The 24,784-nt window shown below is 47.0% G+C and carries 24 protein-coding genes and 1 pseudogene; 16 read left to right on the forward strand and 9 right to left on the reverse strand.

The window, feature by feature from the left end:
• Nucleotides 1-224: 224 nt before the first annotated feature.
• From zwf (ABIC22_RS14330) to ABIC22_RS14340, 3 genes are all read left to right on the forward strand, one after another.
• Nucleotides 225-1,775 carry a glucose-6-phosphate dehydrogenase gene (zwf, locus tag ABIC22_RS14330; RefSeq protein ID WP_354481597.1) on the forward strand — a complete coding sequence of 517 codons (1,551 nt, stop codon included), beginning with the start codon at nucleotides 225-227 and terminating at the stop codon, nucleotides 1,773-1,775.
• A 348-nt stretch (nucleotides 1,776-2,123) separates the two neighbouring features.
• Nucleotides 2,124-2,522 (forward strand): DoxX family protein, encoded by a 399-nt coding sequence (locus tag ABIC22_RS14335; protein ID WP_024634146.1) that lies wholly within the window; start codon nucleotides 2,124-2,126, stop codon nucleotides 2,520-2,522.
• 344 nt (nucleotides 2,523-2,866) lie between these two features.
• Nucleotides 2,867-4,447 carry a peptide chain release factor 3 gene (locus ABIC22_RS14340; protein WP_354481600.1) on the forward strand — a complete coding sequence of 527 codons (1,581 nt, stop codon included), beginning with the start codon at nucleotides 2,867-2,869 and terminating at the stop codon, nucleotides 4,445-4,447.
• Between the two features lie 197 nt (nucleotides 4,448-4,644).
• Here ABIC22_RS14340 and sspI read toward each other — a convergent pair whose 3' ends face one another.
• On the reverse strand, nucleotides 4,645-4,878 hold the full coding sequence (sspI, locus tag ABIC22_RS14345) for a small acid-soluble spore protein SspI (RefSeq protein ID WP_095292206.1): 234 nt from the start codon (nucleotides 4,876-4,878) through the stop codon (nucleotides 4,645-4,647).
• A gap of 163 nt (nucleotides 4,879-5,041) precedes the next feature.
• On the opposite strand from sspI, the pseudogene ABIC22_RS14350 reads away from it, so the two are divergent.
• A pseudogene (locus ABIC22_RS14350) lies at nucleotides 5,042-5,707 on the forward strand (potassium channel family protein); the annotation flags it as partial.
• 52 nt (nucleotides 5,708-5,759) lie between these two features.
• Nucleotides 5,760-6,548, forward strand: coding sequence for a TrmH family RNA methyltransferase (locus ABIC22_RS14355; protein WP_354481605.1), 789 nt, complete (start codon nucleotides 5,760-5,762; stop codon nucleotides 6,546-6,548).
• Nucleotides 6,549-6,890: 342 nt separating this feature from the next.
• Here the strand turns inward: ABIC22_RS14355 and ABIC22_RS14360 are convergent, their stop codons facing one another.
• Nucleotides 6,891-7,760 carry a helix-turn-helix domain-containing protein gene (locus tag ABIC22_RS14360; protein ID WP_354485968.1) on the reverse strand — a complete coding sequence of 290 codons (870 nt, stop codon included), beginning with the start codon at nucleotides 7,758-7,760 and terminating at the stop codon, nucleotides 6,891-6,893.
• A gap of 118 nt (nucleotides 7,761-7,878) precedes the next feature.
• Between ABIC22_RS14360 and ABIC22_RS14365 the strand changes: the two genes are divergently transcribed.
• Nucleotides 7,879-9,039 carry a Gfo/Idh/MocA family protein gene (locus ABIC22_RS14365; RefSeq protein WP_354481608.1) on the forward strand — a complete coding sequence of 387 codons (1,161 nt, stop codon included), beginning with the start codon at nucleotides 7,879-7,881 and terminating at the stop codon, nucleotides 9,037-9,039.
• Nucleotides 9,040-9,391: 352 nt separating this feature from the next.
• On the opposite strand, the gene ABIC22_RS14370 is transcribed toward ABIC22_RS14365, so the two are convergent.
• Nucleotides 9,392-9,712: a winged helix-turn-helix transcriptional regulator gene (locus ABIC22_RS14370; protein WP_095292196.1), complete on the reverse strand. Its 321-nt coding sequence runs from the start codon at nucleotides 9,710-9,712 to the stop codon at nucleotides 9,392-9,394.
• 416 nt (nucleotides 9,713-10,128) lie between these two features.
• Here ABIC22_RS14370 and zwf (ABIC22_RS14375) point away from each other — a divergent pair, with 416 nt between their 5' ends.
• The 4 genes from zwf (ABIC22_RS14375) (at nucleotide 10,129) to yunB (ending at nucleotide 14,710) form a co-directional block, all read left to right on the forward strand.
• The gene (gene zwf, locus ABIC22_RS14375; protein ID WP_154896432.1) at nucleotides 10,129-11,583 is read left to right on the forward strand and encodes a glucose-6-phosphate dehydrogenase; all 1,455 of its coding nucleotides are present in this window, start codon (nucleotides 10,129-10,131) and stop codon (nucleotides 11,581-11,583) included.
• Nucleotides 11,584-11,950: 367 nt separating this feature from the next.
• Nucleotides 11,951-12,844 carry a phosphogluconate dehydrogenase (NAD(+)-dependent, decarboxylating) gene (gene gnd / locus ABIC22_RS14380; protein ID WP_127538889.1) on the forward strand — a complete coding sequence of 298 codons (894 nt, stop codon included), beginning with the start codon at nucleotides 11,951-11,953 and terminating at the stop codon, nucleotides 12,842-12,844.
• An 86-nt stretch (nucleotides 12,845-12,930) separates the two neighbouring features.
• Nucleotides 12,931-13,575 carry a fructose-6-phosphate aldolase gene (fsa, locus tag ABIC22_RS14385; RefSeq protein ID WP_095361223.1) on the forward strand — a complete coding sequence of 215 codons (645 nt, stop codon included), beginning with the start codon at nucleotides 12,931-12,933 and terminating at the stop codon, nucleotides 13,573-13,575.
• A 259-nt stretch (nucleotides 13,576-13,834) separates the two neighbouring features.
• Entirely contained in the window at nucleotides 13,835-14,710 is an 876-nt protein-coding gene (yunB, locus tag ABIC22_RS14390) for a sporulation protein YunB (protein WP_174818713.1), read from the forward strand.
• Between the two features lie 77 nt (nucleotides 14,711-14,787).
• Here the strand turns inward: yunB and ABIC22_RS14395 are convergent, their stop codons facing one another.
• The gene (locus tag ABIC22_RS14395) at nucleotides 14,788-15,846 is read right to left on the reverse strand and encodes a M23 family metallopeptidase (RefSeq protein WP_483312591.1); all 1,059 of its coding nucleotides are present in this window, start codon (nucleotides 15,844-15,846) and stop codon (nucleotides 14,788-14,790) included.
• Between the two features lie 222 nt (nucleotides 15,847-16,068).
• Here ABIC22_RS14395 and lipA point away from each other — a divergent pair, with 222 nt between their 5' ends.
• Both lipA and ABIC22_RS14405 read left to right on the forward strand, forming a co-directional pair.
• Nucleotides 16,069-16,968 (forward strand): lipoyl synthase, encoded by a 900-nt coding sequence (lipA, locus tag ABIC22_RS14400; protein WP_354481617.1) that lies wholly within the window; start codon nucleotides 16,069-16,071, stop codon nucleotides 16,966-16,968.
• Nucleotides 16,969-16,982: 14 nt separating this feature from the next.
• Nucleotides 16,983-17,378 (forward strand): YutD family protein, encoded by a 396-nt coding sequence (locus ABIC22_RS14405; protein WP_354481620.1) that lies wholly within the window; start codon nucleotides 16,983-16,985, stop codon nucleotides 17,376-17,378.
• 81 nt (nucleotides 17,379-17,459) lie between these two features.
• Here the strand turns inward: ABIC22_RS14405 and ABIC22_RS14410 are convergent, their stop codons facing one another.
• Together ABIC22_RS14410 and ylbJ are read right to left on the reverse strand one after the other, a co-directional pair.
• Nucleotides 17,460-18,263: an NAD kinase gene (locus ABIC22_RS14410; protein WP_354481623.1), complete on the reverse strand. Its 804-nt coding sequence runs from the start codon at nucleotides 18,261-18,263 to the stop codon at nucleotides 17,460-17,462.
• Nucleotides 18,264-18,370: 107 nt separating this feature from the next.
• Nucleotides 18,371-19,627, reverse strand: coding sequence for a sporulation integral membrane protein YlbJ (gene ylbJ / locus ABIC22_RS14415; RefSeq protein WP_354481626.1), 1,257 nt, complete (start codon nucleotides 19,625-19,627; stop codon nucleotides 18,371-18,373).
• A gap of 563 nt (nucleotides 19,628-20,190) precedes the next feature.
• Here ylbJ and ABIC22_RS14420 point away from each other — a divergent pair.
• Together ABIC22_RS14420 and ABIC22_RS14425 are read left to right on the forward strand one after the other, a co-directional pair.
• Nucleotides 20,191-20,568 (forward strand): globin domain-containing protein, encoded by a 378-nt coding sequence (locus tag ABIC22_RS14420; protein ID WP_095361226.1) that lies wholly within the window; start codon nucleotides 20,191-20,193, stop codon nucleotides 20,566-20,568.
• Between the two features lie 38 nt (nucleotides 20,569-20,606).
• Nucleotides 20,607-21,338, forward strand: coding sequence for a DUF2225 domain-containing protein (locus tag ABIC22_RS14425; RefSeq protein WP_127538891.1), 732 nt, complete (start codon nucleotides 20,607-20,609; stop codon nucleotides 21,336-21,338).
• An 11-nt stretch (nucleotides 21,339-21,349) separates the two neighbouring features.
• Here the strand turns inward: ABIC22_RS14425 and ABIC22_RS14430 are convergent, their stop codons facing one another.
• Complete coding sequence (locus ABIC22_RS14430; protein WP_095292183.1) at nucleotides 21,350-21,583, reverse strand: hypothetical protein; 234 nt, start codon at nucleotides 21,581-21,583, stop codon at nucleotides 21,350-21,352.
• Complete coding sequence (locus ABIC22_RS14435) at nucleotides 21,580-21,750, reverse strand: YycC family protein (RefSeq protein ID WP_095361228.1); 171 nt, start codon at nucleotides 21,748-21,750, stop codon at nucleotides 21,580-21,582. Before ABIC22_RS14435 ends, ABIC22_RS14430 begins: the two co-directional genes overlap by 4 nt.
• Before the next feature lie 129 nt (nucleotides 21,751-21,879).
• Here ABIC22_RS14435 and ABIC22_RS14440 point away from each other — a divergent pair, with 129 nt between their 5' ends.
• On the forward strand, nucleotides 21,880-23,679 hold the full coding sequence (locus ABIC22_RS14440; protein WP_354481632.1) for a M3 family oligoendopeptidase: 1,800 nt from the start codon (nucleotides 21,880-21,882) through the stop codon (nucleotides 23,677-23,679).
• A 318-nt stretch (nucleotides 23,680-23,997) separates the two neighbouring features.
• On the forward strand, nucleotides 23,998-24,411 hold the full coding sequence (locus tag ABIC22_RS14445) for an O-methyltransferase (RefSeq protein ID WP_095361230.1): 414 nt from the start codon (nucleotides 23,998-24,000) through the stop codon (nucleotides 24,409-24,411).
• Between the two features lie 79 nt (nucleotides 24,412-24,490).
• Here ABIC22_RS14445 and ABIC22_RS14450 read toward each other — a convergent pair whose 3' ends face one another.
• A complete protein-coding gene (locus ABIC22_RS14450) occupies nucleotides 24,491-24,724 on the reverse strand; it encodes an alpha/beta-type small acid-soluble spore protein (RefSeq protein WP_127538893.1) in 234 nt (77 codons plus the stop codon).
• Nucleotides 24,725-24,784: the final 60 nt, after the last annotated feature.

The raw sequence follows: 24,784 nt of genomic DNA on the forward strand, positions 1-24,784 counted from the left end.
GCTCGATCATGAATATTTATAGATGAATTTTCAGAGAAAGTTTGGAGGAATAAGGGGCTCCTTTATCAGGAAAATTAGTGCAACCCTTCAGGCAATATGCTAAAATGGCATCACATCCAAGAGGAAGCTACTGGTAATTGTCGGTTGTATGTTGTGCATATATAACACCATTACATAGCTCGGGAAGAGCAGAGAAAGAGTCTTCCCGGAAGGAAGAGGAGCCCATGGTCGAAAAACAAATGCGAGATGAAGTGCAGACGCCAGGCGCAGTATTTTTCATTTTTGGAGCAACGGGTGATTTGGCCCGCCGGAAGCTGTTTCCGGCAATCTATAGTCTTTACCGCGAAGGCAAGCTAGCCGAAGACTTTGCGGTTATTGGTGTAGCCAGACGTCCGAGGACACCAGAACAATTCCGGGAAGACATTCATGAATCCATTAAGGAGTTCTGCCGCTATCCGGCAGGTGACCCTGATGAGTGGAATGCGTTTGTCGAACATTTTGAGTATAAATCTCTTGATATTAATAACGTGGATGGCTTCAGAGAGTTACGGGATCAAACAGAAGGCCTGGAAGCGAAGTTTAACACGCCAGGCAACCGGCTGTTTTATCTGGCACTGGCTCCAGAGCTGTTTGGCAGTGTCTCCTATAGTTTACGTGATGGCGGAATGCTGGAGAGCCGAGGCTGGAACCGGCTTGTCATTGAGAAGCCGTTCGGGTATGATCTGCAGTCTGCAGAGCAGTTGAATGAGCAGATCCGTGAGGTGTTCCGTGAAGAGGAAATCTATCGGATTGACCATTATCTGGGCAAGGAAATGGTGCAGAATATTGAAGTGATTCGCTTTGGTAATGCATTTTTTGAGCCACTCTGGAATAACAAACATATTGCGAATGTTCAAATCACGCTTGGTGAGACCGTTGGTGTGGAGGAACGTGGGGGTTACTACGATCATTCCGGTGCCCTGCGGGATATGGGGCAGAATCATATGCTTCAGATGCTGACGATGATTGCCATGGAGCCGCCAAGCCGTCTATTTCCCGAGGATATCCGGGATGAGAAGGTTAAGGTGCTGCGTTCCTTGCGACCATTTACATCCGATGAAGAAGTGAGCAAGAACGTTGTCCGTGGACAGTATACGGAAGGGGAGTACCGTGGAAAACAGCTTCCGGGATATCGTCAGGAGGACAAGGTTAATCCGGAGTCAAATACCGAGACTTATTTTGCTGCACGTGTATTCGTGGATAACTTCCGCTGGGCGGGCGTACCCTTTTACATTCGGACAGGCAAACGTCTGCCGGTGAAAACAACCGAGATTGTGGTTGAATTCAAATCCATGCCGAACAATGTATATCTGGGCAAAAAATATAAACTGGAACCGAATCTGCTCGTCATTCGGGTGAATCCGATGGAAGGCATCTACATTAAAATTAATGCCAAGAAACCGGGCTCGGACTCCGAAATTCAGCCGCTCGCAATGGACTTCTGTCAGAGCTGCATGATCGGAATCAACTCGCCGGAAGCATACGAGCGTCTGCTGCATGATGCAGCAGAAGGGGATTCCACGTACTTCACCCGCTGGGATGAAGTGGCGACGGCATGGTCTTTTGTCGACCGTATTGCTTCCGCATGGGCTGGAAATCATGGAGAACTGCATACGTATCCTGCAGGAACATGGGGACCGGAAGCGACAGGGAAGCTGCTGGAGCAGGATGGTTTCCACTGGTGGCCGGTGAATGGGCAGGACGAAGACAGTGTTATTTGGCAAGTGAACAACTAATCCAGTAAATCAGGTGTAAAGAAGCCTTGGATAGGACGTGAGTGCGCGTTCTTCCGGGCTTTTTTTGCGTAGGAGAGAGAAAAGAATAATAAGGAAATAAATAAATAAAAATAAGTTGTTGACAAAAAGTAAGTGAATAACTTATACTCAACTCAAGAGTTAAAGAAATTACGCAAAAAGAAAAACGGACGAAGGAGTTCTAAGGAGCTCTTCGAACCTATAGATTATTCATGAGATGAAATTTGAACCAGGTGAAGGGGTTACGATCACATTCATGAAGTAAAATTTTCGCATAATATCTTTAATCTAAGAATACCAATTTGTAACTATTTGAATGGAGGAAAAAACATGTTGGATGTAGGACTTTTGTTGATTCGTTTGGTAATCGGTTTGTCGTTTATGGCTCATGGTGCACAGAAATTGTTTGGTTGGTTCGGGGGTTATGGGATCAAGGGTACAGGTGGATGGTTTGAGTCCATGGGGATGAAGCCTGGTGCACTCGTAGCACTGCTGGCAGGTTTGGCGGAATTCGGTGGCGGCTTGCTGTTGGCTCTGGGTCTGCTGACTCCAGTTGGTGGCATTCTGATTGCACTGACCATGGTGATTGCAATTGTGAAAGTTCATGGTGCGAATGGATACTGGTCTACACAAAACGGATTTGAGTATAATCTCGCGATCCTGGTGATCGGTGTGGCGTTGGCTCTGACCGGTGGAGGACAATACGCACTTGATGCATTGATTTTCTAAGTAAGCTAGGAACGTGAATTAGGAGTACCTGGATGCCAATCTATTGGCTGAAAGGTGCTCTTTTTTTGCGATTGGAAAAGTGAAGAATCCTTTGCAGGTAATCGGTTATTTTCGGTAAAGATTATGGTACAATAGGAGAGTTGGGTAAGAAGCAGGTTAACGGTTTGTTATAGCAGCACAGGAATAGGGAGGATGAACTCCGTTGTAAATGTGTAAAATTAAACCTAATGTGCAAGAATCGAAGAAAACAATCAACCGGTATCGCCGGATTGCATAAAAGATTGAGATTAGACCGGCCAGGCCGGTAATTAACGTTGAATGAACGGATGAAAGGGATAGAACCTATGAGCAAAGCAGATAACATTCTTCAACAGGAAGTGGACAAACGCCGGACGTTTGCCATTATCTCTCACCCGGATGCGGGTAAAACCACATTGACCGAGAAGCTGTTGCTGTTCGGGGGCGCGATTCGCCTCGCCGGTACGGTCAAAGCGCGGAAAGCAAGCAAGCACGCTACAAGTGACTGGATGGAAATTGAGAAACAGCGGGGGATCTCGGTTACGTCTTCCGTCATGCAGTTCGATTACCTGGGTCATCGTGTAAACATTCTGGATACTCCGGGTCACCAGGACTTCAGTGAAGATACCTATCGTACACTGACGGCTGCCGACAGCGCGGTGATGTTGATCGACGTGGCCAAAGGCGTCGAGGCACAAACCATTAAGCTGTTCCAGGTTTGTGCGAAGCGCGGCATTCCAATCTTTACGTTCATCAACAAATTGGACCGTGAAGGACAAAGCCCGTTTGATCTGATGGAAGAGCTCGAAAACGTACTGGGTATTCGCTCCGTACCGATGAACTGGCCGATCGGTACAGGCCGCGATCTGTGCGGTGTATATGACCGGATGAAAAATCAGGTGGAATTGTTCCAAGGGGACGATCACTCCACGATTAAAGTGCAAAAAGTAGACGGCTACGAAGATCCAATTATCCGCGAGATGGCGGGAGAATATCTTCATGACCAGCTGTGTCAGGATCTGGAACTTCTGGATGTAGCGGGAGATCAGTTCGACATGGAGAAGGTACAACGTGGAGAGCTGACACCAGTATTCTTCGGCAGTGCCATCAACAACTTTGGTGTGCAGACATTCCTGGAGAACTTCTTGCAGCTGGCTCCTAAGCCTGAGCCCCGTCACAGTACCGCGGGTGAGATCGAGCCGACGAATGAGAAATTCAGCGGATATGTATTTAAAATCCAGGCAAACATGAACCCGGCACACCGTGACCGTATCGCGTTTCTGCGGATCGTGTCTGGTAAATTCCAACGGGGGATGAGTGTTAAGCATAACCGTGTGGGGAAAGAGATTAAGCTGTCCCAGCCACAGCAATTCCTGGCTCAGGACCGGGATATCGTAGAAGAGGCATATGCTGGCGATATCATCGGATTATTTGACCCGGGTATTTTCCGGATTGGCGATTCGCTTAGTCAGGGAAGTGAGGTTGTATTTGATGAAATGCCAACCTTCTCGCCAGAGATTTTTGCCAAAGTAACCGTCAAAAATGCACTGAAACATAAACAGTACCAAAAGGGTATCGACCAGTTAACGGAAGAAGGAACAATCCAGGTGTTTAACACCGTGAGTTTCGATGAAACACTGCTTGGTGTTGTAGGTCAGCTCCAGTTCGAGGTATTCGAATACCGGATGAAAGGCGAGTATGGGGTAGATGTACAGTTGCAGCGTATGCCTTATCAGTTTGCTCGCTGGATCGTGGACGAGAATCTAGATCCGAGCAAATTCCGGATTAACTCTACCCTGGTGAAGGATAAAAAAGGGAATTACGTTGTCCTGTTTGAGAATGAGTATGCGATGAGAACAGCAATAGACAAAAACCCGACTGCTCAATTCCTTGAGACAGCTCCATAAGTTTAGCTTAAAATGAAGCCATTATTATAATGGCAGAAATACAGATATAATAAAGATCCCTCCGCCTTCTGGCGGGGGGATCTGTTGCTTTGCACCTTACTTCGATGGCAGGTATGATCCAGCCGGATAAGGGAAAGCTTTCTTTTGCAGGCAGAACAAACGTGATGACGGTTACCGATCCCTTTCAAATACCTCGATTAGCGAAGCGGTTGAACGGGGATGGTGTGCAGATGCTCCTGCGCGACTTGAATCAACTCATCCTGCTTCGCAGAATCAGTGTTCTTCCAGATCATTTCAAAAATGGCGCCAAGTCCGGGCAATGCGGCTTCCGGTCCATCGACAGAACCTTCAATCATCTCCCGGAGCTGATCATCACTCTTGTCATGAACTTTATGAACAATCGCTTCACGCAGGCTTAATGTAATTGGCATCGCAATTCCCTCCTCGTATATTCGGCTGCTCCTATACTGTTCCCTGGGAAGCGTGAGCGCATTCAAGTTTATCCGGCTTTGTGGTATACTACGAAGGATATTTAAGTAAGCATTGACATCTGAAAGGATGCGCAAGAGCTGAAGTGCAGCGGGAGGTAAGACCCTAATGGCTAAGAAACAGTATGCCGTAATTGGCATGGGGCGGTTCGGATCAAGTGTGGCCAATGCGCTGAGTGGTATGGGATTCGACGTACTGGCAATTGATGCGGACGAGCAGCGGACCCAGGAAATGTCCAATGTGGTGACTCATGCTGTATCGGCAGATTCAACAGATGAAGAAGCGCTGCGAGCGCTGGGCATACGAAATTTCGACGTTGTCGTTGTGGCAATCGGTGAAGATATTCAGGCGAGCATTTTGACGACCCTGATTTTGAAAGATATGGGTGTACCGGTTCTGATCGTCAAGGCACAGAATGAGCTGCATGGTAAAGTGCTGCAAAAGATTGGAGCGGACAAGGTCATTTACCCTGAGCGGGATATGGGGCTGCGTGTAGCCCATCATTTGACCTCTCCGAACATACTGGATTACATTGAGCTGTCTGAAGATTACAGCATATTGGAGATGAGAGCCTCCGAGCAGATGATCGGCAAAAACCTGTTGGAGCTCAACATTCGTGCACGCTTCGGTTGTAACGTAATGGCGATTCGCAGTGGGAATTCCATGAATATCTCTCCGTATGCCGAGGATCGGATTGAAGCTGGGGATGTATTGATCATAGTGGGCCACAAAGACCATTTGACGAAAATGGAGCTCGCCTATCCGAAGTGATCTCTCGGAGTCACCCGGAGTAAATTGAACGGCAGACGGGAAGGATGGAAAGATGGATATAGTATCACCGCAAAATACACGTGTGAAGGAATGGGCACAGCTGCTGGAGAAGAAGCACCGTACCCGTCAGCATAAATATATCATTGAAGGCATTCACCTGGTACAGGAGGCGCTGCGTGCGCAAGCTGATCTGGAATGCATCGTTTACGATGGTGAGCAAGGAGTACCTACAGAACTGGCTGGCCTCGAAGGACCCCTTCAACGTATAGAATGGATCAGCGTATCGCCGGCTGTGATTGCCAAATGCACGGATACGATGACACCTCAGCCTGTTTTTGCCATTGTTCGTAAAGGTCGTGAGCCGCTGGAAAGCCTGCTCTCTGGGGAGCGTCGGCTTGTTGTGGTGCTGGATGGGGTGCAGGACCCAGGTAATGTGGGGACGATCATCCGCAGTGCTGATGCAGCCGGAGCAGCCGGTGTGGTGCTGGGTGCAGGCTCTGCCGATGTGTATAATCCAAAAACGATTCGTTCAACGATGGGATCCTTGTTTCATTTGCCCATTGTGGAAGGGCAGCTGGAGTCTATGCTTCCAGAAGCGAAAGCAGCGGGCGTGAAGCTCGTAAGTACTTCTTTGCAGGCAGAGTATTCATGTTATAGCTATGATTTTACTCAATCCGTTTGGCTTGTGATCGGCAATGAAGGCAAGGGGATATCCGAGTCTACGGCAAGGCTTGTGGATGACGCGATTACGATACCGATGCAGGGACAAGCTGAATCGTTAAATGCCGCAATGGCAGCGACGATTTTGATGTTCGAAGCGATGAGACAGCGGATGGTTTAGTTTATAGATAGGTAAATAGGAAGTACGATATAGAACAAGGATTCAAGAAAAACAAATTAAGCTTATTCCTACTTTTGTGAGAGATAGGGATGAGCTTTTTTCTTTTGGAATAGAAAGGTTATCGACCAATCAGAAAAATGACTGGATCAGAGAGAAACTCTACAGCTATCTGGAGAAGCTATGACTTGAAATCAGGGAATCCAGAATAGTGGGAAGAATCTGAACACTGCTTGTAACTTCAATCTGACATTCAAATATGATTTGGATACAATCGTTCCGAAAATGAATGAGTGAAGGCGGAGGGCATGTTCCTTCGCTTTTTTGGGTGTACGGATTATGAATTCATGCCCTCCCTTGTACGTTCAGCCGATATTGATGCGGAGTTGTACCGGTAACAGAACGGAATACTTTACAGAAGTAGGAAGGCGTGGACATGCCTACACGATGACCTATTTCAGGGACGCTGTATGAATTGCGGGCAAGCAATACACAAGCATGACGAATACGGGTAGCTTGAGTATAGGCGACAATGGTCGTTCCTGTGGCCTTTTTGAATACATGAGACAGATGATAAAGAGACATGTGCAGTTCTGCAGCGAGATCTTTGAGTTGAAAGGGTTCATGGTAATGTTCCTCAATCCACTTCATGATGGCTTCAGCGTGAGGATGAAGGAGACTGTTGAAGGTTGGACGCACGGATTGGGAGAGGGCATGCTTGTCTTCTTCCCATATGTATTGAATCTGTACGAGCAGGTTCAGTAAAAAGAGCCGGGTAGCCTCCTCTTCTCCTTCTCCATGAAGTCCGTTGAGATGAATCTGCGCGAACTGTTCCATAAACTGCACCAGAATGGATGAAGAAGGAAGAATGAAAGGTGCAATAGGTGAAGGTTGTCCCAGAAACTCCTGTACAAATTGATGAGTAGCCGTAAAATACCGCCAGGTTTCCTTCAGCAAATCCAGATCAAACATAAGTACACTACGGACAAAAGGATGATCATCCGTAACCTGAATCTGAACCTGATGCAGCTGAAAAGGACGGAAAATGATCAGTGTACCCGGTTTAAGAGGAAAAGCTTGGCCTTCCGTAATTAACTGACCATATCCATCATGAATGTAGGTCACTTCCATTTGGGAATGGGCATGAAATATTTCACGAAAAGTCGTGGTGGATGTACGTCGGCAAGCCAGATCGAATTGCTCCTTGTCTAACATGGACAATGCCTATTCCTCCCTTACATGAGCACAAGATCCTTTTATTTTAACACAAGATACACGCATAAAAGCGCTTAATAATTGTGTATTGTGAAAGGAACAAAGGAGGTATGTTCAGATGTTAAAAGTAGCGATTATTGGAGCTGGTGCAATTAGTGGAGCACATATCTCAGCCTATTTGGCCTTTCCCGATCGATGTCAGATTGTTGCTGTGGTTGATATGTACCCTGAAAAAGCACAGAAACGAATTAACGAACATGGACTGAAAAATGCACAGGCAGTAACGGATTATAAAGAATTGCTAAGCCAAAATATTGATGTGGTCTCTATCTGTACTCCGCCGTATACACATGCTCCCATTGCGTGTGACTTTTTGTATGCGGGTACCCATGTGCTGGTGGAAAAACCGATGGCTTCTTCCCTGGAAGAAGCGGACCAGATGCTGAAAGCAGCCGAACAGAGCGGCAAACTTCTGTCGGTCGTGGCACAGAATCGGTTCACTACACCGATGATGAAGCTTAAGGGTGTACTGGACAGTAAGCTCATGGGTCCGATTGTACATGTTCAGGTGGATTCATTCTGGTGGCGGGGTCATAACTATTATGATCTATGGTGGCGTGGGACGTGGGAAAAAGAAGGCGGAGGCTGTACGCTTAATCATGCTGTACATCATATTGATGCCATGCTCTGGATGATGGGACCACCCGTGGAACTGCAGGCCATGATGGCCAACACCTCGCATGATAATGCGGAAGTGGAAGATGTGTCGATGGCAATGCTTCGATTCCGTGAAGGAGCACTTGGCATGATCACGAGTTCCGTCGTACATCACGGAGAGGAGCAGCAGTTAATTTTTCAGGGAAAAGAGGCCCGGGTATCTGCACCGTGGAAAGTGGTTGCCTCAACGGCACGTAGTAATGGATTTCCGGAGCCAAATCCGGAGCTGGAACAGCAGATACAGCAGAAGGCTGACGCATTGCAAGATGTCATTCACGTCGGTCACGCAGGTCAGGTCGAGAATGTGCTAAACGCCATCGAGATCGGATCACCGCTTCTGGTGGATGGACAGAGTGGGCGGAATACACTTGAACTGATTGTAGGTATATATAAGTCCGCGAGTACGGGGGAGAAAGTTACCTTTCCTCTGGAATCAGGCGATGCGTTCTACACACGTGAGGGTATAATGCAGCATGCGGTGCACTTTTACGAAAAGAAGACGGCAGTAGAGAACTTCGAGGATCTGAGCATTACGCTGGGAACCCATTTGGAGTCAAAATGAATATAGGAATGTATAGCAAAAAGATGCCAATGTCTCATGATAAAAAAATGAGGCGGCATCTTTTTTTTGCTAAACCAGAATCTCACGCATATATGTTATTAAACCTATCATAATGAAAATGGACGATAATTTGAACACCTAGATTCCCTGGAACTATCCGATCCTCAATTTGGGGGATAAACTAAATAACATGTCATATCATGTAATTTTATTACAACATCTGCTGCAATTTTGTAGAGAATTAATCCAAAACACTCCGATTACCTGCCACTTTTCACTTAAACAAGAGAAATGCTATTTGCGGACTCAAAAGGGAACGTTATCGAGTGGTTGAAACAAATTGGTAATAGCTTTACAGCCACTTATCCGCCCATCGCTCCACGGCACTTAATGCCCTTCCCAGCTCCGTCCCTTTGCGGGACAACATATATTCTGTCCGAACTGGTCGCTCTGTAACCACATGGCGCACGACCAGACCTTCTTCCTCCAGTTCTTTCATTCGTTCATTCAGTACGCGTTTGCTCAAGTCAGGGATATAAGCGTGAATTTCACTGAATCGTTTGGGCTCTTCCATCAACGCATGAATAATGAGGGCAACCCACTTCCGGCCAATGATCTGATAAGACTGTTCCACCTTTTCGCATATTTGCTTGGCATTCTCATCATCGCTCATAATTGTACTCCTTTGAATTAGTTATGCTTATTATAGCACTAGTATACTTATTGTAACCTGGTTGTCTACAAGCATTATGTATAAAATATCACATACCAATTGTTTATAATCTTACCACATAAAGCGTTAACAATAAATAAAAACCCTGTAAACACTGGTGTTCACACGTTAGACATGATTGTTGACGAATTGTGACGACAGGTGTAATATGGGTAACGTTAATTCAAATGGTTACAATTTATAACCTTGGTTTAAGGTTGTGGAGAGAAGGAATGTTCCATGGTTAAATTCGGGTATGGTATATAAACGGAGGCAAGGCGGGTCACGCACCCACTTATTCCGTCTTTTGTCATGCTTGGATTTGAACATTTTGCACCATCATATACTATACTGCACAGATCACAGGAGGCACTCCAATGGACGCAATGACATTTGTCCTGTTCGGGGCAACAGGCGATTTAGCCAAACGCAAGATTTACCCTGCATTATATAACTTGTACATTGATCAAAAAATGCCAAAATCCTTCTCCGTTATCGGTCTTGGACGGCGTGAATTGTCGGATGCTGACTTCCAGGCGAATGTCGAAAAGTCACTGCATGAATTCTCACGGCAAACGCCTGAAGAAGAATCCCAGGTGCGTGATTTCATTGGAGCTTTCCGTTATTGTTCCCTGAACAATACGAAGCTTGAGGATTACACGAAATTGCTGAAAATCGTCGAGCAGCGTGAACAGGAACTGAGCATTCCGCAAAATCGCATGTTCTACATGTCGGTTGCACCAGAATTCTTTGAGCCAATCGCACTGAATATTCAGGAAAGCGGCCTGGGTAACACCAAAGGCTGGAAGAAGCTGATTATTGAAAAACCATTCGGACACGATCTGCAATCTGCACGTGAACTGAATGAGAAACTCAGCAATACCTTTGCAGAGGAAGAAATTTATCGCATTGACCATTTCCTGGGCAAACCGATGGTTCAAAATATTGAAACCCTGACGTATGCGAACCCGGTCATTCAGGCATTGTGGTCCAACCGTTACATTGCCAATGTACAAATCACGGCTAGTGAAACAGTTGGTGTTGAAGAACGTGCTGCGTATTACGACCAAAGTGGTGCCGTTCGCGACATGTTCCAGAACCATATGCTTCAATTGCTGATGATGATTGCCCTGCATTTGCCAAAACGCTGCACACCGCAAGAAATTCAGTTTAAAAAGCAAAAGATTGCTGAAGCACTTCGACCACTGACCAAAGAAAACATCGCTTCTGAAGTGATTCGTGCTCAATACGGCGCAGGCGAGCTGCAAGGGAAATCCGTTGTCGGTTATCTGGACGAGCCTGGTATCCCGGCTGGTTCCCAGAACGATACGTATGTTGCGGCGAGATTGTGGATCGATGATCCATTCTGGAGCGAGGTTCCTTTCTACATTCGTACAGGTAAACGCCTGGCTGAGAAATCCACACGCATCGTAGTTGAGTTTAAGGCGCCGCTTAAAACAGGTCATGAATCCGAAAATACGACCGAGCCTAACCTGCTGACGATCGAAATTGGTCCAGGGGAAAGCATCTCGCTTCAATTGAATGCGAAGAACCCATTGAACCATGGCGAAGTGGAGCCAATCAACATGACATTTGCTTCAGGCAAACGCAATATTCCGGAAGCTTACGAAAACCTGATCTTTGACGCTATGCGCGGAGATTCCACTTTCTTCGCTCACTGGAACGAAGTGGAGCTGGCATGGCAGTGGGTACAGCCGATTCTGGAAGCCTTCCAAGATGGCAGTGTACCGCTGGATACGTACAGCGCAGGATCGCAAGGACCTGAGTCCGCAGATCGTTTGATTGCAGAAAATGGCTACCGTTGGTGGTAAGCACACTTCAGAGTAACTGATTTTACCGTTCCAATTTTGCATAAGTCCTTCCGGCAAATGGCCGGAAGGCCGTAAAAATTTTTGATATAGATGTTGCTGAACATGGTTAGTTTTAAGCGGTGTAGTGCAGGGGACGGAATCGATTCTGGAGAAGCGAAGCTAAAAGCTTTCTGAAAGAAAGCTACTCCGGAAGCAAATACTTCGCCTTTGTATCCAAATTTCAACTATATATAATGAATCGAGAAATTTGGATACAACAGCGATCGGAAGAACGATCCGTAACCGGAACGGTTACCGCTAAACTTAAGCATGTTGGATGCACCATGCAGAAATGCATTAATAATTGTTCATAACAGGAGGATTTATCATGAAACTTGGACTTATTGGATTGGGCAAAATGGGATTGAACCTGGGCAGAAACCTGATTGACCACAAACATGAAGTGGTTGCTTTTGACTTGAACGCTGAAGCTGTTAATGAAATGAAAGAATACGGCGCACAAGGCGTTTCTTCTTATAAAGAAATGGTTGAGTCACTGGAATCTCCACGTGTACTGTGGATCATGGTTCCTCACAATGTGGTTGATGCTGTACTGGCTGAAGTAAGCCCGCTGCTCTCCAAAGGCGACATCATTATCGAAGCAGGTAACTCCCACTACAAAGAGTCGATCCGTCGTTACGAGGAATTGAAACCATCCGGTATCCACTACATGGATGCAGGTACTTCCGGTGGTATGGAAGGCGCACGTAACGGTGCTTGTTACATGATCGGTGGAGACCCTGAAGCTTGGGCAATCGTTGAGCCGGCATTCAAAGACACTGCAGTAGAGAACGGTTATCTGTATGCAGGTAAAGCAGGTAGCGGTCACTTCCTCAAAATGGTGCACAACGGTATTGAGTACGGTATGATGGCATCCATCGGTGAAGGTTTTGACGTACTTGAGAAAAGCGACTTCGACTTCGACTTCGAAAAAGTGGCTCGCGTATGGAACAACGGTTCCGTTATTCGTTCTTGGCTGATGGAGCTGACTGAGCGTGCATTCTCCAAAGATGCGAATCTCGATGAAATCAAAGGTGTAATGCACTCTTCCGGTGAAGGACGCTGGACTGTGGAAACAGCATTTGACCTGCAAACCGCTACACCAGTTATCGCATTGTCCTTGCTGATGCGTTATCGTTCCCTGGAGACAGATACATTCACAGGTAAAGTGGTAGCAGCACTGCGTAACGAATTTGGCGGCCACGCTGTAGAAAAAAATTAAGTTAATATATAACTGTTAACATATAAGGTTATTCGGGTAATGAATATCATCGTGTTTATAAATTCATCAAGTGGAGGGAACATATCATGAAATTTTTCTTGGATACAGGGAATGTTGAGGAAATCAAACGGATTGAACGTCTTGGTCTGGTGGATGGAGTCACGACCAACCCGTCTTTGATTGCCAAAGAAGGCCGAGTATTTAAAGAAGTGATTCAGGAGATCTGTGGCGTTGTCAAAGGCCCAGTCAGTGCTGAAGTCATCGGTCTCAAAGCCGAAGATATGTTGAAGGAAGCTTATGAAATTGCTGAATGGGCACCGAATGTAGTCATTAAACTACCGATGACCGAAGATGGGCTGTATGCTTGTCATGAGCTTACGCAAAAAGGAATTAAAACCAATGTAACGCTGATCTTCTCGGCAGCACAAGGCCTGATGGCGGCAAAAGCAGGAGCGACTTACATCAGCCCGTTCGTTGGCCGTCTGGATGATATTGCGGTGGATGGCATGAAGCTGATTCGTGACCTGCGTCTTATCCTGGATACGTACGATATGCCGTCCGAGATCATTGCAGCAAGCATCCGCAATATCAAACATGTTGAAGATGCCGCCCTTTCCGGTGCGCACATTGCGACGATTCCTGGATCGCTCCTGCCGACATTGTGGAAACATCCGCTGACAGACAGTGGCATCGAGCGCTTCCTGAAGGACTGGGAGACTGTTCCTAAATAATGTTGCGAAAGACTGATACTTTGTTATAAAGCATATGGTATATATGAATCGAAGCCTTCACCTTGCAGAGCAATCTGCAGGTGAGGGCTTTTTTTATTATGTAGAAAAAGAATAGCTACCCCACTCTGAGCGAACCGCCAATTTAATAAACGGATGTTGTCGCCGTCACATGGGTGCTGTCCTTCTTTTTCGGGACAACGGTGCATAAGGATAACATTATAACCCTAGAGCTCATCCCGCAGGGAGAGGGGGACACCCGATGATGAGAAAAAGATGGCGGAGCCGAAGACGACGGAAGCCGCCAAGCGGCAAACGCAAGATGTGGCTGATTATTTTACTGGTAGCGGTATTTTGCCTGATGCAGGGCTTTGCGTATGTGGATAAAAAAATGAAGCCTCCAATTATGCATTTGGCCAAAATACGGGTGAAGCAGATTGCTACGGAAGCGATCAACAAGGCCATAACGGCCCAGGTGGCGGAAGGCAAATCGACCGAAGGGCTGATTGACTGGAAAACCGATACTGCCGGTAAAGTGTCCGGTTTCATGCTGAACTATGATGAGCATATGCGCATTACCGCAAGTACGATGAATATTGTGCAGTCTACGTTACAAAATGTGCATATGTTAAAAGAAAAAATCCCCCTTGGTCAGGCTCTGGGGAGCCCGGTTCTGGCATCCTTTGGCCCGAATATTCCCGTTCGTATCGAGCCACAGGGGGCTGTGAAGGTTGATCTGAACACCAGGCAGCAGAATGCCGGAATCAACATGATCCTGGTAGAGGTGTACATTCATATCATTGCCGAAGTGGCCGTGGTGGTTCCCTTTGATATGGAGCCAGAGACGGTAGATACCGAAATACCGATATCCTACCTTCTCGTGGTCGGGGATGTGCCCATGTATTACTACGATAATCAGGGCAAGCCGGTAGGCAGTAACGGCAGCAGTGCACCATCTATCGCACTACCATCAGGCCAGCCTGGCGTTTCCGGCGGTACTGGGGTGACACCGAACCCTTCCGGTCAGAATCAGCAGCAGACACCAGGCGGTCATATGCAGGGAGATGAGCTGGAGCTTGAGCCTGATCTTACAGAAGAAAATGGTGGACTGCCGCTTGATACAGACGTGAATCATTGAATTGATTTGAATTGAATTAAACTAAAGAGGTTCAACCAACAAAAAAACGGGATCCTCTCCTAAGAGGTCCCGTTTCTTTATTTGCTTTTCGCCTTGGCCTTCTTCTGCTCACGTTCTTCCCGTTCCCAATGCTTCAAAAGCGGATAAGGGTCAAACGACCATTCCGTCAGTCCGGTATCCCGGTAGATGCCGTAATGCAAATGGGGAGGGAATTTCCCCTGGGTACCTGGTTTGCCATAGCCGGAGCTGCCTACCCAGCCCACGACTTGACCGGGGGTAACGACCTCGCCAATATGGGCATTCTTATCAAAACCGGATAGATGGGCGTAATAGTGATAGTGGTTGTTCAAATCACGGATCCCAATCCGCCAGCCACCAAAGGGATTCCAGCCCTTAATCTCCACGACACCGTAACAGGTGCTGCGCACGGGAAGTCCGTGGGGAGCGAAAATGTCTGTTCCCTCATGGATACGATAACCACCCCAGCTGCGTTTGGTCCCCCATGTGCTGCGATAGGAATAATTTGTGCCGAGCGGAACAGGAAACGCATGGGTAAACAAATCGATGCTGTCAAAATGCTCATATAATTTCGCAAACTGCTGAATGCGCTGAACAGCCCGGGTATTATGATAATACTCCCACAGGGCAATGCTGAAGTCCTCCTGACGGGCCCCGAATCCCTGGATAACGTTCGCCATACTGTACAGCACATCCAAGTCGTTGTTAGCATCCGCTAGTCCATCTCCCGATCCATCACGGCCGTATCCATTAAAAAAAACGATGGAGCCCGGCTGTTGATCCGTCTCATCCGGGTTAAGCCAGCCTCTCCAGGCGGGAGATGTCATGAAAATCCCAGTCAGTCGCTCCGGGTGCTTGCGGTCTTTGGGATGAGCACGTGTCAGAGTTCGTTCATATTGGTCGATGGCTGCGAGTCTGAACCAGGGGATGCCGGTTATTTGTTCAATGCTCTCATATAAACTTCGGCGTGCTTTTAAAATCTCCGCTGGTTTCATTTCGGAAAGTTCGGTTTTGGATGGCGCAGCAGAGGATTCACCATAAACATCAACAGGCAAGAATGGGAGAAGCAATGTGCCTGCGAGTAGGGTTTTAATCCAAAAAGAGTGAGTGAGGTGCATTTTGTTGCGATTTTGCACAGGGAAGCAGCCCCCTTTCCATTGAGATGATGCACAGGCGTGCCCGGTGAACCAAGCTATAACCTAGCGTTCTTCAAAAGTCCTTATTTTATCCGTGTAAGGGTGGATTGCACAAGATGTGACAAATGGGGGTTTTTCCAACGCTTTCATGGTATAATATGTTCCGAGCAACAGCCTAACTTCATTAGAAAGAGGGTTTACGCATTGGCTAAACGTGTTAAGGAACCGAAACCGGACTGGATTCGGATTAAATTGACAACCGGCGATAACTATCAGGAAATGAAAACGATGATGCGTTCGAAAACGCTGCATACAGTATGTGAGGAAGCACGATGCCCGAATATTTATGAATGCTGGGCCAATCGAACAGCTACTTTTATGATTTTGGGCGACATTTGCACACGGGCATGCCGCTTTTGCGCGGTAAATACCGGCTTGCCGACGGAACTTGATATGCAGGAGCCAGAACGCGTCGCAGAAGCTGCGGAGCAAATGAACCTGCAGCACTGTGTTATTACAAGCGTCGCTCGTGATGATTTGAAGGATGGCGGAGCGACCATTTTTGCCGAGACGGTAAAGGCAGTTCGACGCCGCTTGCCTTTATGTAGTGTAGAAGTGTTGATTCCGGACTTCCTGGGTGATCGGGATTCCCTGAAAATTGTCATGGATGCCAAACCTGACATTCTCAATCACAACATTGAGACGGTAGAGCGGTTATCGGACAAAGTCAGAGCCAAGGCCAAATACAAGCGTTCACTTGAATTGCTTGCTCGTGCCAAAGAAATGCAGCCTAACATTCCGACCAAATCCAGCATTATGCTGGGTGTAGGTGAGGAATACCAGGAAATTTTGCAAACCATGGATGATCTGCGTGCTGTGGATTGTGATATCATGACGATTGGTCAGTACCTGCAGCCATCCGAGAAGCATCTGTTTGTTGAGAAATATTATCCGCCAGAAGAGTTCGCAGCATTGAAGCAGGAAGGACTGAAACGTGGATTCAGCCACGTGGAATCCGGACCGATGGTACGCAGTTCCTACCATGCACATGAACAGGTTAAATCTGCTGCAAAACATGCGGAACAGGCGGCAACACACGCATAATGGAGGACACTGGATTGGAAGAAGAAAAAAGCACTGAGCAGGTTCAGGACACGTTCCAGGATCAGCCTCAGGATAAACCAGAAGAAAAAGTACAGGAAAAAATCATCGTTCAGGTGAACGGTAAAAATTATGAGATTGTGCAGAACCATAAAGAAGGCTGGAACCCGGAAGTTTTCCGCGACCGGTACAGTGAAGTGCTGGAGCGTTACGATTACATTATCGGAGACTGGGGCTATAGTCAGCTGCGGCTCAAGGGCTTTTATCGTGATAATCATCCCAAAGCCACGAAAGATTCCACCATCTCCAGCATGGTGGATTATATCAATGAATACTGTAACTTTGGCTGTGCTTACTTTGTTCTTCAGAAGAGCAAAGAACAGCCTCAAGCCAAAGCAAAAAGCGGCTCCTGAGAAGGGCCGCTTTTTTTGTGCATGTTATTATATCCGGGAGTATTCTTTGGTGAACAACAATCAGGTTGTTTCCGAACCAGGCTAGTCCAAAAAGGCAGTGCGAACCCGGTTCCAAAACGGATAGGGGCGATATCGGGCAAAGCTTACCTTGTGGCTTGCCACCTGACAACGTACGGAGATCAGATCCTCCACCATTACATTTACATGATCGATTGTCAGCAGCAGCCTTTGGTCCTTACGCGAGAAAATGTCACAGTGATGGTGCTTGGGCAAAATAACAGGTGAACCCAGCGTCCGATAGACACGGTTATTGATTGAAGCAATTTCAGCGATCTGAATTGCCTCAATGGTCGGATGTACCATGGCACCACCCAGGGCCTTATTATAGGCGGTACTGCCTGAAGGCGTGGATACGCAGATCCCGTCACCCCGGAACATCTCAAACGTCACGTCATTAATGTCGACTTGGGCTACGACCGTACCGTCCACACCTTTTAACGTAAATTCATTTAAGGCAATATAGGAGGTGTTACCCGATTTTTTACGAATTTCAAGCTCCAGCAGTGGGTATTCTACAATTCGGGGTTTGAGTCGATCGGGATCCCCTTTTCCGCTCATCAATCGTACCAATTCCTGTAATTCGTCCTTCTTCCAGTCGGCATAAAAACCGAGATGGCCTGTATGAACCCCAACAAAAGCAATGTCCGGGATCCGGTCGATGAAATTGTGAAATGCCTGCAGCATTGTACCATCGCCTCCGATGGAGATAACAATCTCCGGCGATTCTGCATCCAGCTTGAACCCTTCTTCTTTTGCCAGCGCATGAAACTGCTGACTCAGATCAATCGATAACTGGTCTCCGCGGTCTTGAACATAGTATCTCAAGATGAAAGCTCCTTTGTGGTCATTATATTACCGATGATAATCAATTCCAGAGCAGAACACAACGCTTGGACTGATATTCATTCGAAATATAGGTGCGCAAGCAGGGCTTATTTTTGGAACCGTCTTGGGAAGAGCAGGATACGAAGCAGAGAAAAGAACAGCAGCAAAAGCAGCACGCCACCAAGGATCACGAATCCGAACCATATAATTTGTCCCGCATCTGGTGAGTATATTGCTGCTGTAGCTACAGGTGAAGAGCTGGTCTCACTTATGGCGGGCCATGCGGCTTGACCCATTAAAGGTATCCAAAGTAATAAAACAAGGACAGGTGCGATTAGAGCATGTATGGCTCTCGCAAACAGAAACGGCCCATATCGCATCGGTGTGTTGCTGAGTATGCTCATGATCTGGGCATGTACCGACAATCCTCCCCAGGACAACACAAATGCAGCAGCGGCTGCCTTATAAACAAGAGGGACGGCTGTACCTGCTCCTCCCGCTTCCTTGGCTCCAAGAGTCACTTCAAACAAACCACCAACAAGACTCTGCGATAAGGCAGGCGGCAAGTTCATAAAGGTGAGCAGCTGCTCTGTCATTTGATACAGCACGCCAAGTGATCCGGTCTGTACAAGTAACTCCATCATGACAGAGAAGAATACAACAAGCCCACCTACGATAATAATAAGGCGAAGGGATGAGGAGACAGCCTGGCGCAGTAGTTCTCCAAATGCACGCCCATCTGCCATTCGTGCCTCATGCATGGCATGGATAGCCTGTATGAGTCTGCTGCCCTTTTGCTTCACGGTTGAGGTTGAAGAAGTAGGGGATGGAGAAGATGAGCTAGCTGCCCGTCCATGGAATCGCATGAGCAGACCAACGATAAAGGCAGCGGCATAGTGAGAAGCGACCAGAACCGGAGCAACGGCTACATTGTGAAAAAAACCGACGGATACCGCACCGATCATGAAGATGGGATCGGATGAAGTAGTGAAGGCCACGAGCCGCTCACCCTCTTCCCGCGTGACCAGCTTTTGATCCCATAATTGAGCGGTTAATTTCGCTCCTGTCGGATAGCCGGAAGCGCAGCTGACCGCGAATACAAAACCTCCGCTCCCTGGAACACGAAACAGGGGGCGCATGAGTGGATTTAACAGGGTCCCGAGAAAATGGACAATGCCGAAACCGAGCAGCAGCTCAGAAAGAACCAGAAAGGGAAAAAGGGATGGGAATAACACATCCCACCAGATGGAGAGCCCTCTTACACTTGCATGCCAGGTCTCTGCAGGGAACAGGACCATAAGAAAACAGAGAACGAGGAGAGCGAGTGTAATCAGAACATGGGTAAGTTTGTATGAAGCTGCCATGCATACCTCTCCTTTATATGATAATGGTCGTTAAGCCTGTTGAAGTGAGTGTCGCTTGTGCCATCAATATATGAACCAAGGCGGACAAACAGTACAAATTAATATCCGGAAAGCGCTTGCAAAAATGGCTGTATTTTTAAACGATGTATGCTAAAATGATAAAAAACGCCTGAACGTCACCTATTTGTCCAATAGGGTGAAATTCAAATCGGATGGAGTGATGATTATGAGTCTTGTCACCGGAATCCTGGTCTGTGCTTTTGTCTATGTGATACGTGCCTCGCTTGTACGCTCTGAAGAAGAGGACTGGCGAAGTTATTAATGGAATATATGGTGCGCCAATCTTGCGATTGGTGCTTTTTTTGTGTCTTCCGAAGTGAAGAGGTTCTAGAGGAAAAGGTACGAAGACATCTTGACTTGCTGATGTTAGATAGGACTTTTGGGATTTTTTTGATAGAATGAAGATAAAGGTGATGGCAACCTGATCTCGATTTTGTTTTCACATTTAAGCATTGATGTGTAAGATATGCCAAAATTCGACACGACTAGTGAGGGTTAGATGAATGAATCCCAATCTGAGTATTTATGAAAATCTGGGCGGAGAGCAGGGTGTTCGGGCATTAGTTGAAGCCTTTTACCCTATAGTCCAGCAAAACGAACAACTGGCTCCTCTATTTCCGGAAGATATACAGCCGGTTATGGACAAGCAATACATGTTTTTGTCTCAGTTTTTCGGTGGACCTGCGTTGTTCTCTGAAGCGTATGGTCATCCGATGATGCGTGCCCGCCATATGCATTTTGAGGTGACCGTTGAACGGGCACACGCTTGGCTGGCATGCATGGATCAAGCGTTGACACAGATCGGTGTGGAAGAGCCGCTGCATTCTTTTGTCCTGCAGCGTTTGTCGGGGCCGGCACATCATTTTGTGAATACGCCGTAACTCCGAATACAGGTAAAACGGGAGAGGGATGGAAACAAGTGGAATTAGAACCTCTATATAAGGTGAAGGTCACATGTCATTATTGTGAAACCGAGTTTGAAACCTCCAGAGTCAGACCGAGCTTGAAGCGGCCCTATCGGACAGATTCCGATTTTTGTGCCTACTATAAGCTGGAGAATCCGGATTTCTATGTTGTGCGGATCTGCCCTGAATGCGGGTTTGCATCGACAGAGAACTCGACAGATAAACTGACTGACAAGCAGCGACTTGCGTTCAAGGAACAGATCGGTAATCGTTGGGAGAAGCGGGATTACAGCGGAGCACGGACACTAGATCAGGCACTGGCCACATACAAGCTCGGTCTATTCTGTGCTCAGGTGATCCAGGAGAAGGATCGCATTGTAGCAGGACTGTTGCACCATATCGCCTGGTTGTATCGTTACCGGGAAGATCATGAGCAGGAACGGCGCTTTCTGGAGTTTAGTCTGGAAGCTTATGTTAGAGTGTTCGAGCGGGAAGGCGCGGGCAGTAATGAAGCAAGACTGCTGTACCTGCTTGGTGAGCTGAATCGTAGAGCAGGCCACTTCCACGAGGCCGTCAAATGGTTCGGGCGTGTCATTCACGATAAACGGATCACGGATGCGGCCATGATTCGGGCATCCAGAGAGCAGTGGGCCCTGCTGAGGGAACAAATGATATCCGGCAAGATGGAACTGCCTGAAGAAATGATTGAAGCAGATAAAGAGGCTGCTAAGCGCAGCCCCATCTAATTGAACTTTGATTATTTGCGGACAGGTTTACTGGAGAGCAGATAATCACTGTCGTTATCAATAACGGTCATGCTGCCATTACAACAAGGAAAGACCAGCAATTTCTTTTTGCCTTCACGAATGCGTACAAGCTCTCTCGGTTTGAGGGGCAGCAGCACATTGCTTGCTTGGCAAAACGGGCATTGCTGTACATAGATGTCCCCCATGACAATATCATAAGGCCAGCTGTTTTCAAAAGGGATCATTCCTGCTCGCCTTCTGAAGGGGCTGGTTTGGATGCTTCTTCTTTGGCCAATTCGGCAATCTTCTGCAACAGGATGTGCTGGGGCATGTGCATCAGGTGCTCAAGCGGTACGCCAAGGGATTCTGCTAATTTGACGGCTGTGTCAGCCGATATTTGTAAGGGTTTCATCACTTACCTCCTGAAAAAGTGGCTTAAACTATTTCTCTAGTATAGAGATAGAGCACTCATAAAACCAGTTTTTAATTGAAGTATTTTAGCTCAAATCCTTGAATTCCAAAAAGAGAGGTGCCTTATTAAATGAAAACACCATTAAAACCTGTATGGGATCTGGAGTCCATTTTTAGTGGAGGTTCTTCCTCCGAATCGTTCGCTGCGTACTTGACCCTGCTAGAACAGGATGTACGCAAACTTCAAACCCTGTTGATTGAAACCGCTGCACCAAAGACACTTGAAGAAACTTATGCATTCGACGCCATTCTGGAATTACTGCAGAGCTGTTACATTCGTATTTCGGAAGGTTCTGCATTTGTGTCTTGCCTTTCATCGCAAAATCAGCAGGATAAGAAGGCTACGCAGCTGCAAGGCTCCGTTAGTACTCTCGGGGCCATGCTGAACAGCAGCAAGTCCCGTTTTGATAACCTTCTTAGTCAGACAGCAGATGACATATGGGAGAAATGGGTTGCTCGCGAAGATATCAAGCCTTTGGCTTTTGTAATGAATGAGAGCCGGACACAGGCTCGTGAGAAGATGTCTCCTGAACTTGAAGGCCTTGCGCTGGATCTGGGCGTGGATGGCTATCATGGTTGGGGCAAGTTCTATAATACGATCGTAAGTAAAGTAAACATTCCGTTTGAACAAAACGGTGAAACGATCATGCTATCCGCCGGACAGGCTGCCAACAAGCTGAGTGACAGTGATCGCAACGTGCGTGAAACGGTATTTGCGAGCTGGGAGAAGGCTTGGACGGATGTAGAAGACTTCTGTGCCGATACATTAAACCATCTAGCCGGATTCCGTCTCAAGTTGTATGAGAACCGCGGCTGGGACGATATTCTCAAAGAACCACTAGCTATCAACCGGATGTCTCGCCAAACGCTCGATACGATGTGGGACGTTATCAACGGAGCCAAACCGGCACTCGTGAAGTATCTGGAACGTAAGGCGGAGCTGCTGGGTGTGGATAAACTCAGCTGGAGTGATATTGATGCACCTGTAGGCAAGTCCGGTGGCAAAGTGACTTATGATGAGGCGGCAATCAATATCGTTGAACAATTTGCCAAATTCAGCCCTAAGCTCTCGAAATTTGCAGAGATGGCGTTTGAGAAACGCTGGATTGAAGCGGAAGATCGCCCAGGCAAACGTCCAGGCGGATTCTGCACTTCTTTGCCGCTAAGCAAAGCTACCCGCATATTCATGACGTTCTCCGGAACGCCATCCAACGTGTCTACACTTGCGCATGAACTGGGTCATGGTTACCATCAGCATATTATGGAAGAGCTGCCTGCAATGAATCAACGTTATGCCATGAACGTGGCGGAGACGGCCTCCACATTTGCCGAGCTGATTGTTGCCGACGCATTGGTGCAGTCAGCGACAGATGAACAGGAGAAGCTAGCTCTGCTGGAAGATAAGATTCAGCGCAGCGTTGCCTTCTTCATGAATATTCATGCCCGTTTCCTGTTTGAGAATCGCTTCTATGAACAGCGCAAAAAAGGCTTGGTTAATGCAGATGAGTTATCCAAGTTGATGGTGGAGGCTCAGCAGGAAGCCTTCTGTGGTGTTCTTGCATCGGATCATCCTCACTTCTGGGCATCCAAGCTGCATTTCTATCTGACAGGTGTACCGTTCTACAACTTCCCTTACACCTTTGGCTACATGTTCAGTGCGGGCATCTACGCCAGAGCACAGCAGGAAGGTACAGCCTTTGCAGACAAATATGATGATTTGCTGCGGGATACCGGGCGAATGACGGTGGAAGAGCTTGCACAGAAACATCTGGGTACAGATCTGACACAGCCTGACTTCTGGCAAAATGCTGCGAATCTGGTGATTGCCGATATTGAGCAATTTCTTGAAATGACAGCAACCGCGAAGTGACAAATACGGGGAGTGGTACCCAAGCATTTTGAATGTAATGCTTCGTATACTCGTATGTGAAAAAGAGAGCTGCACCACATGTTAACCAGCATGTAGTGCAGCTCTCTTTGGTTATTCTAGTCGTGGGATTGATTTGTATAATTTGTCGGATTATCAAGAATTAACTCGTTTTAAAGCATTGGATTGGCAATTAATTGTGCAACTTATAGTTATAAATACCCAAGTTTGTTTCATTTTGTTGAATGAGTATATTTGTTGTCATATAATGGTTCGTAAGTCCTTGTTTTGAGGGATGAAGTGCATAAAGGAGGAGCAATAATGGTAAATATTGACCAGCTTTCATTAGCAAGACAGTTGGATTTGGTGTTTAAAGAACTTGATAAGGAACTGTCAGGGTTAGACTCAGGTGTAGTTTTTGTGCAAATACGCAATAATGTAATTGGAAAGTTCGGTATTCGACATAATCCGATTTCTGGACGGAATGGACAAATGGAAACAGAGGATCAGGGGTTAACTGGAAGTCAGCGCTCCTCATTCCGCGCTATGGCACTTGAGACTTTAAAGTTTAAGCAGAACTGGACACATGGAGAAATTTCGTATGACTTTACCGTAAGACAAGGCGTGATTTTGGTGGACGCTACGATGGAATCCAATTACAACATGGCTAACCTTATGATTCGCTACCCTAGAACAAATACATACAAGGATTCAGGAATGGAGTCGACATCTTAATTGTGCATACATGCACAAAAGCGGCGCTTCCGGAGAAGGCCGCTTTTTGGCTTTAAATCATCCAAGCATTAGTCCGAACTTAAGAACGACCAGACAATTGTTGCTCAGCGATTTGTACCAGACGTTTAGTAATGTATCCACCCAGAGAACCTGTCTCACGGGAAGTGTAGTTACCGTAGTAACCGTCTTGTGGAATTGTTACACCCAGCTCTTGCGCAGCTTCTACTTTCAATTGTTGCAGCGCTGCGTTTGCTTGAGGAACAACCAGATTGTTGGAACGGCTTCCGCTACCTCTGTTTTGACCTCCGTACATGTGTGTCACCTCCTTATGGCTTGGTGATGTTAGTATGGTTAGAGAATGAGGAAATATACG

It is taken from the genome of Paenibacillus sp. PvP094 (assembly GCF_040546835.1).
GTDB classification, from domain to species: domain Bacteria; phylum Bacillota; class Bacilli; order Paenibacillales; family Paenibacillaceae; genus Paenibacillus; species Paenibacillus illinoisensis.